At 61.7% G+C, this 8,081-nt stretch carries 5 protein-coding genes; 3 read left to right on the top strand and 2 right to left on the bottom strand.

Features of this window, described 5'->3' with window-relative positions; genetic code table 11:
- From KDL09_RS19905 to KDL09_RS19895, 3 genes are all read left to right on the top strand, one after another.
- Positions 1 to 2,274 (top strand): virulence factor SrfC family protein (locus KDL09_RS19905; protein WP_294389065.1); only part of this gene is annotated, 2,274 nt, incomplete at its 5' end.
- A gap of 4 nt (positions 2,275 to 2,278) precedes the next feature.
- Positions 2,279 to 5,035 carry a virulence factor SrfB gene (locus tag KDL09_RS19900; protein WP_294389063.1) on the top strand — a complete coding sequence of 919 codons (2,757 nt, stop codon included), beginning with the start codon at positions 2,279 to 2,281 and terminating at the stop codon, positions 5,033 to 5,035.
- Between the two features lie 31 nt (positions 5,036 to 5,066).
- Complete coding sequence (locus KDL09_RS19895; protein ID WP_294389060.1) at positions 5,067 to 6,986, top strand: hypothetical protein; 1,920 nt, start codon at positions 5,067 to 5,069, stop codon at positions 6,984 to 6,986.
- Positions 6,987 to 7,144: 158 nt separating this feature from the next.
- On the opposite strand, the gene KDL09_RS19890 is transcribed toward KDL09_RS19895, so the two are convergent.
- Together KDL09_RS19890 and KDL09_RS19885 are read right to left on the bottom strand one after the other, a co-directional pair.
- Positions 7,145 to 7,351 carry a hypothetical protein gene (locus tag KDL09_RS19890; RefSeq protein WP_294389058.1) on the bottom strand — a complete coding sequence of 69 codons (207 nt, stop codon included), beginning with the start codon at positions 7,349 to 7,351 and terminating at the stop codon, positions 7,145 to 7,147.
- On the bottom strand, positions 7,348 to 8,081 hold a 734-nt coding region (locus KDL09_RS19885), incomplete at its 5' end, for a DUF932 domain-containing protein (RefSeq protein WP_294389056.1). The genes KDL09_RS19885 and KDL09_RS19890, both read right to left, overlap by 4 nt.

The following is an 8,081-nucleotide window of genomic DNA, read 5'->3' as shown; positions in this document are numbered from 1 at the left end:
TACCTCGACGATCCCGAGGACGGACTCGGGGAACGCTCGGCGCTGCGCTGGAGCGAGGCAGAGCCGGTGCGCTTTGTGGTCGGCAAGGACAAGAGCGACGACCTGATCGTGCTCAATCCCTTCAACTTCGGCTCGGACGCCTCCGGCTGCGTGTCGCGCTACGTCCTGTGCGATGCCGTGTCCGATCCCGAGCATCCCGTGGAAGTCACGCTGGCTACGGAGTCGCAAATTCTGCATGCGCTGACCGTAGGCTACCTCTCCGAGTGCGAGGAGCGCAATGACAAGGGCGAGATCACCGCCTGGGACGCGGACAGCTTCAAGGCGCTGCTGGATCGCCAGCAGGCCTCCGGTGAGCCAACGCGCGCGGCGTTTGAAGCGCTGCAGCAGCTGGCGGAAACCGTCGATCTTCTCATCCTTTCCGAGATCCGCCGCTACTCAAATCTCGCCAGCCAGTGGCGCGGGGCGTTGCGGGCTCAGATGCTCGAATGCGAGGCGCTGCTCGGCAGCGTGCAGGCGGTGGAAAAATTCGCCGCGGAACTGCTGTGGGATTCGTGGAGCAGCATCACCGCCAGTTACAGCAAGCTCGTCTCCAAGCGCCGCGAGTGGCAGAGCGGCACGCTGCGCTGCTCCTTCCGCACGGCATCGATCCTGCTCGACATCGACTCCTACAAGAAGTGTGCGGAGCGTCCCGAGACACGGGAGAAGGTGATGTCCCTCACCGTGAAGACGCGCGACGGCGTCTCCTGCGTTTCCGGTGGCAGCGGCACGCCGCTGGCGCGTGACAACGACGACTTCGGCCTGTTTCAGGGCCTCGTGTGGGAGCTTCGCGTGCCCTTGCGCAGCGATGTGCTGCGCGAACGCGCACCGGTGCTCTGTGACTTCCTCGATTCCGCCGACCTGCTCGACTTCCCCGGCGTGGCAAACAACTACGGCAACGCCACGAAGCACAAGGACGGCGACCTGGCGGGCAAACCGGTGGTGATGCTCACGGAGGTGCTCAAGCGTGGTAAGACCGCCTCCATCGTCGTCACCGGCGCGCGCAGTCTCGACATCGACGGCTTCTCGCTGCTCATGCGCCTCGGCAAATTCCCCGCGCAGCCCGTGCAACTCGTCGCGGGCATCAGCAGCTGGCTGCGCGCCTTCGGTCACCCCTGGCCACCGCATGAGAAGGCGATGCCGCTGAACCTCATCATGACCTTTTGCGCCGACCTGGTGAACAAGGTCATGTCTGCCGGACTGCGTGACGGGTTGCAGGGCTGCTTTGACCAGCTGAAGTCCCTCGGACATCTCGCCGATCCGAAGGTCGTCAATGCGCTCGCCACGAACTACCCGCAGTTCAACGAGTGCCACATCTTCGGGACTCCGGAGGAGCAGACGACCGCGCTGGAGGGCATCGTGGCCGATGGCGCGTTCAAGGATCGCTTTGGCGACAGCGCCCAGTCCTTCCGTGAGATGGTGGCGAACGGCGGCACCAATTACGTCTTCAAGACCCTGCGCGAGCAGGCTCTCACCTCGAATCGCGCTGATTTGCTGCAAACACGCCTCACTGAAGCGGCCAGACAGCTCCAGCAGCTCATCCAGCAGCAGCTTCCCGACGAAAACGCCGTCAGCGACGACCGCGATGGTGCACTCGATGCGTGGGCGGGCGCGATCAAGACCCGCCTGCATCAGCCGCGGAAACACGATCACGATCTCGACAATCCAATCCTCGTCAGCCGCCACCTGCGGGCGTTCTTGAACATCGATCCCGATGAAATCGACGACGTGCCGCTGAATGCCGCGCGACTGAAGCTGAATTTCCGCCAGCACGTCGAGAAGCAATTCCGCTCCTGGCAGTCGAAACGAGCGCAGTATCCGCAGCTCGCCGATGTGGGCATCGCCGATGGCACGCAGGCCTCTCGCCTTCTCACCTATCTCATCGAAGTGGTCGATCTCGACAGCGTCGTGGCTTTTTTCCGCGACAATCTGGGCAACATCACCAGTCGCGTCGAAGGCCGTCAGGCGCGGCGCTTCCTCGCCATCAAGATGAGCAACGCTCTGCTGCGCGGCAGCGCCGAGGAACCGCTGCACCGCAATCCGAAAGCCGTCAACGCGGTGCTGGAGGAGCTGGCGCAGATCGATGAGCAGCACAACGCCGCGCCGGAGAACTCCACGCATTACCGGGCGGTCATCGAGCCCTTCTTGAAGCGCCTGGAGCAGGTCAAGACCATCTCCACCGGTGCCCGCCCGCCGCAGGCCGGCGATGCTGAACTCGCGACGATCTCCACCCTTTGATGCCATGACCACGATCGACGTATTTCCTGACAGCGGCCATCATTACACCTTTGTGCCGCTTCTCTCCGAGGCACTGCAGCGCTACCCGCAGTTCAAGCAGCTCTGCGCCCAGGGCCGCCAGCCGTGGCGCGTGGTGAACCACAATTGGATCCGCGCCCGTTTCGCGACGAAAGACGGACAGCCCGGCCTGTGGGTCGCTGTGGAAAGTAACGTGGGCAACGTGCGCCGCGGCAGTATTTTCGAACCACGCCAGGCCTGTGAACCGCGCCCCGATGCGACGAACGCAACTCCCTACGCCGCCAGCGACATCAGCAAACTGCCCCCTGAGGCCCAGGTCATCACGCTGAAGGTGCCTTCACCAAAAAATCCGGGGGAACTCGTGGAGGCCGCACAGTTTGAGGTCATCTGGAAGCGTCCTGCGGGGGAGCCCATCGACGTCGATCTCGTCATCGACTTTGGCAACACGCGCACGGTTGTTCTCGCGCTGGAAAACATGGACGCACAAGGCGGCAAGCTCGCTTCCGTATGCCGCCCGATCCGATTCATCAAGCAGGGCTTCGACTACGAGCCATTCACCGGCCCAAACAAGGGCGACGACACTGCTGCGATCGTTGATTCGTGGTTCGTGTTGCATGAGCCGGTATTCTCCAATCTGGAGCCGCCTTCGTCGCGCTTCCATCCAGTGGAGGAGTTTGAGACCGTCGAGGAACATGTCGGCGGCGGCCTGCTGAAGAGCGCCACGACACAGACCTCGCACTTCGTCACCACCCGCGTGCCGCAGATGTTCGTGGAACTGTCGCCTGTGCTCATGGGCGACAGCGCGCGAGAGGATCTCGGCAACCTTCAGCTCGATGTCGGCGGCAATTATTCCCTCAGCTCGCCGAAGCGCTATGCGTGGGACACCGACGCCGTGGGGCGCGATGCATTGCAGTGGTGGACGATGATGCTCAACCCGTGGAATCCAAATTCACAGAGCCGCGTGGAGTTGCCGAAGCTTGCCGGAGCGATGCTGCGCTTCCTGCCGGGCGACGGCCGCGACTGGGACATTCACGAGCCGCCCAATGAGGCCGAAGATCCATCGCATCGTCCGTCGGCATCGCCCCAAACACCCTCGTATCCGCGCTCGGATGCCATGACGTGGTCAGCACTCGCGATCATGGAGCTGGCATATCGCCAGATCACCTCGTCTGAGTGGCGGAAGGGCAACCATGAGTTCATCCCGCGCCGTTTGCGCAACATCGTGGTTACCTTCCCTTCCGGTTGGAGCCGAGAGGAGACCTCGAACTACCGCCGCAAGTGGGAGAAGGCGCTGAACATCTTCACGCTCGGCCACCTGCGTGACAAACGGGCCATTCATGACGGCGGAGACAAGCCGGAGTTGCTGATGCATCTCGATGAAGCCGTCGCCAGCCAGCTTCCCTTCGTGTTTTCGGAAATCCGCCGGCTCTACAACATTGGTGAAAACTGGATTGAGCTCGTCGGTCGCGGACGCGGAACAGATGCGCGGGCGCGCTTGATGACCGTAGACATCGGCGGAGTCACCACGGACATTTCCATTCTCGAATACGGCGACTCTTTGGAAGGTGGCGGTGTGAATCTCGAAGCGAAGTTGCTGTTCCGCGATTGCAGCTCCGTTGCCGGTGATGCGCTGGCCAAGGAGATCATCGAAAACGTCCTGCTGCCCGCCATCGGAGCCAAGTTCCGCAATGAACCGCAGAAGATGGCGTGGTTTGAAAACTTGTTCTCCGGTGCGCACTCCACCGCCGCGTCGCGTGCGAAGTGGGGCCGCATCGTGAAGCTCGTGCTCATGCCGATCGTGCGCCAGTGGCTCAAGGACCTGGCCCGCAATGAATACGGCAATCCTGAAACCGGTGCCGCCTGGGCTGCTGCGGAGATCATGGGGTCCGAAGGACGTCTTGTCGATCCGACGGCGCTTGCTGACCTCAACCTGATCGGCCGTGACTCGCCGCTGCGCGAAGACCTGCTGGAAGACAGCGATCCTATACCCTACCAGCCATCGGACATCGAGGCCTGCGTCGAGCGCGTGCTCACACCGGTGATCGTTTCGCTTTCCAAGTATGTCGCGGCCTACGATGTCGATCTGGTCACGCTAAGCGGCAAGCCTTCCGAACTGCCGAAGGTGAAGCAACTGCTGGAGCACCTGCTGCCCATCCTGCCTCAGCGCATCATCCAGGCGAAGTCCTTCCCTGCAGGCGACTGGTATCCGATGAGCTCGGATAACACGATTCACGATGCCAAAAGCGTCACTGCCGTCGGTGCCACGCTGTATCAGGCGATTCACAACGGTCGTATCTCCGGCTGGAACATCCGCATCATCACGAATCAGGAGTCGCCACGCTGCTACTGGGGTGCGATGCCCACGCGCAATCAACCGACGCAGTTCAGCCGCCCCTACCTTGATCCGAAGCAGAGCGAGGCCACGCATCCGATCCTCATCGGCACCTGCATCGGCCGCAAAGTCCTGCCTTCCGCGACGAAGCCGGAGCAGGTCTATCGCTTCCGCTGGGCCGACCGGGATCGTTTCATCGGAGCCGCGCACAACGCCACGCTGCAGGTCACGCTTAAACGTGTGCCGCCATCCCACCCAGGTGACATGGAGAGTCTCACCATTGTGAACGTCAAAGGCACCGCTGGTGAGCACACAGTGACCAAGGATGATGTCGAACTTCAGCTCTGCACGCTCGAAGGCGACGACTTCTGGGTCGATGCCGGCCGCTTCGAGATCACCTGGCCCGAATGATTCTCCTGCAAACCCTGAACACGAAACCGCCATGTCCATCTCACTTGAACCCAACAAAGGTCTGCGATTGAAACTCGGCCGTCTTTCCCCCATCCGCACCTGGCACGGCGGTGGCAATTTCTGGAGCCATGAGTTTCAGCTAACGGTGCGTTCTGGAGCGTTGGCAGGATTTCTGCCGCGCGCCATTGAAGATGAGGACAGCGTGCTCTTCGAATACCGCAGTGGCGGCGCCGAGCAGGCGAGCACCAGCACCGCGATCAGCAGCATGAGCGAGATTCCCGCGAAGGAGTTGAACGCGCTCCGTGCCGCGATTGATGAGCTCAAACGCAAGGCCGACGATCCGCACTGCGACCGAACCAAGCGCCAGATGATCGAGGGCTTCCGCCTGCCCGACCCGCAGAAGGACCGCGACTTGTATCGTCTCATCGGCAAAGGTTCGTCTGCAAAGCTGATCGTGCTCTGGGGCATCGAACGCGAGGAAGGCAGCGCACTGGCGCCCGGAGCCGCCGTCGATCTCATGCACACGCCGCCGGGTGAGTCCGAAAGCTCTGCCCCGACACCAAAAAAATCCAAACTTGTCCCCATACTTCTCCTCCTGGCCGCGCTGGCGGGTGGCGGATGGTATTATCATCAGGAGCAGGAGAAGAAGCGCATCGCTGAAGAAGCCGCCGCCCAAGAAGCTGCGCTTGCAGCAGCAAAAGCCGAGGAAGCCCGCATCGCCGCCTTCAACGCGGCCGCCGCTTCGAAAAACGCGACAGTTTCTTCGCCCAACAGCACACAGACGCCGCCCGTGGGCCCCTCCACCACACCGATGACAATTGCAGCCGCCGATCCGGCCACATCGACGCCCGCCAGTGCGCAGAGCACGTCGTCCAGTGACTCGAAGAAGAGCATGATCTCGGAAACGAAGTCGGACAGTTCCAAATCCGTCGATCCGAAGAAGTCCCCAGACTCCAAGAGCACCGTCAGCGCCGATTCGACAAAGAAATCGACCGACATCCCAAAGGCGGCAACGACTACAACTCCCGCGCCGACGAAATCGTCCACCACATCCAGTTCTACCGCGATCAAGCCCATCACCGCTGCTCCTGGCACCATCGTGCGCAACAGCAGTGGCGTTATCACCGGTGTGTTTGGAAAAGATGGCAAGCTGGCGCTTGCCAATCCAGGGACGGTCGTGAGCAAAGACGGCAAAGTCACCGCCCACGCGCCGGGAACGGTCATTCGCGGCAGCAGTGGAGTCTGCACAGGTGTTTGTGATAAGGATGGCAAGGTGATCCCCGCCAAACTTGGGCGGATCATTGAAGACACAAATGGAACACTCAAGAGCGCCCCCCCCGGCACGCTCATCCGTGACAGCAAAGGCGTGATTACCGGTGTATGCGATGCGGATGGAAAAATCATCTCCGCCTCGCACGGCACCGTGCTCGACAAAGAGGGCAAGATAACCACCAGCGCGCCGGGAACAGTGCTCCGCGACAGTTTCGGCACCGTGACTGGTGTGGCAGGTGCCGATGGCAAAATTGTCAACGCAGCCCCTGGATCGATACTGGAAGACGATTCCATCAAGAACTTGGCGTCGAGCACCTCCGACACGCCTCCCGGTTCTGTCACCACGCCCATGACCACGCAAGGACCTCCCCCAGTTGGCATCAGTTCACTCAGCGTCGTTTCCACCAGTCTTTCTTCCGTTTTAGGCAGCGGAAACGTGGAAGTGCTGCTCAACGTTGTGGCCCGTGACAATGCTGGCGCTGTGGTCAACGCACCTCCGATCACAGGGTGGAAGGTGAACGGCCAACTCCAGTCCAAACCTGATGGCACCCCCGCCGACGGCCCAGTCATCCCGGTGTCGCTGCCGCCCGGCATCCACCGAATCAGCACTGTGGGCCGTGGTTTCGATGGCCAGCCATTCCAGACCGATGCGGATGTGCAAGTGACACCGAAGTCATGACCGCATAGCTGACTTCTTCCCCCTCAGGGATAGCTAAAAAAACGTGACCGTCTCCACTACCTCCATCCCGGCGCTGCGAACAACTCAGGGATGAAGGGAGTCGGGGTCAGGTTGAGCGGCCCCGCCTGCATCCAAAGGCGGGACCGCGTGTTGGCGGATCACAAATTGTGATCCAGATGCCCTGGGGCGTTGCCTTGGGGATCGGCGAGCAAGGTTGCCGTGGCGGCGTGGCCGTCCACACCACTACCGGTGAGAACGAGGATCGGCAGAGCCTGCCCATCGAGTTCGTCCCAGTAGATCGCGATGATCTGGCGTCCGACGAGCTTCTGGTAGTGCTCGCGCTCGATGCGGGTGGGCTGGCTCATGACAGGAGTCCCACGTGGGTGTCGAGCAGACCGTGCAATGCCTCGGTGCGTTTGGGGAGTTCGGCAAGGTTGCCGTCCTTCAACGATTCAGTGAACGCGTTGAACAACGACCACACGTTGCGTGGCTCAAAGGCGTCATGGCGTGGCTCGCGCCATTCATGCAGAACCGGTGGGATCAAACGATTGGAACAGATCCCGACATCCGTGGCGCGGATAACGAGATCGTGGGCTTCGATGTCTGTGATCTCCGCTTTCTTGTAGGCAGCGATGCGTTTGTCCTGATCATGCCATTTGGCAAGCAGGAGCCCGATGGAGCGGCTGACCAATTGCGGCAGATCGCGCACGATGAACCGCGTGTGCTTGCGCGCGAACTTGATTTCGCCGGAGAAGCTGAGGTTGTCGCACACAAACACGCTGGCCCCGGCGACGATGCCGGCGGGGAACGTCTTGTCGTGGCTGTTGCGCAGCCCGAGCACCCAGCAGTAGTCTCCGCTGGATTTCTGAGCGTGGACTTCCATGAGGCCAAAGTAGCGCTGCCCTTCGTGGGACAACGAATGGGCCTGAGTGCCGACGCGCAGGTTGGTGGTGGCCAGGGTGCGCTGCACGGTGCTGATGAGTTCCGCATGCGGGATGGGACACCAGCTCTGCGTGTGGCGCGGCGTGGCCACCGCACGGACTTCGTCGAGCTCGACGTGCGATGCTCCGCAGTGGAGGGTGAGGTTCGGGCTGC

The organism is Prosthecobacter sp. (assembly GCF_020439865.1).
Taxonomy (GTDB): Bacteria; Verrucomicrobiota; Verrucomicrobiia; order Verrucomicrobiales; family Verrucomicrobiaceae; genus Prosthecobacter.
Note: the sequence above shows the minus strand (reverse complement) of the source record. Positions and strands in the feature narration are given on the sequence as shown.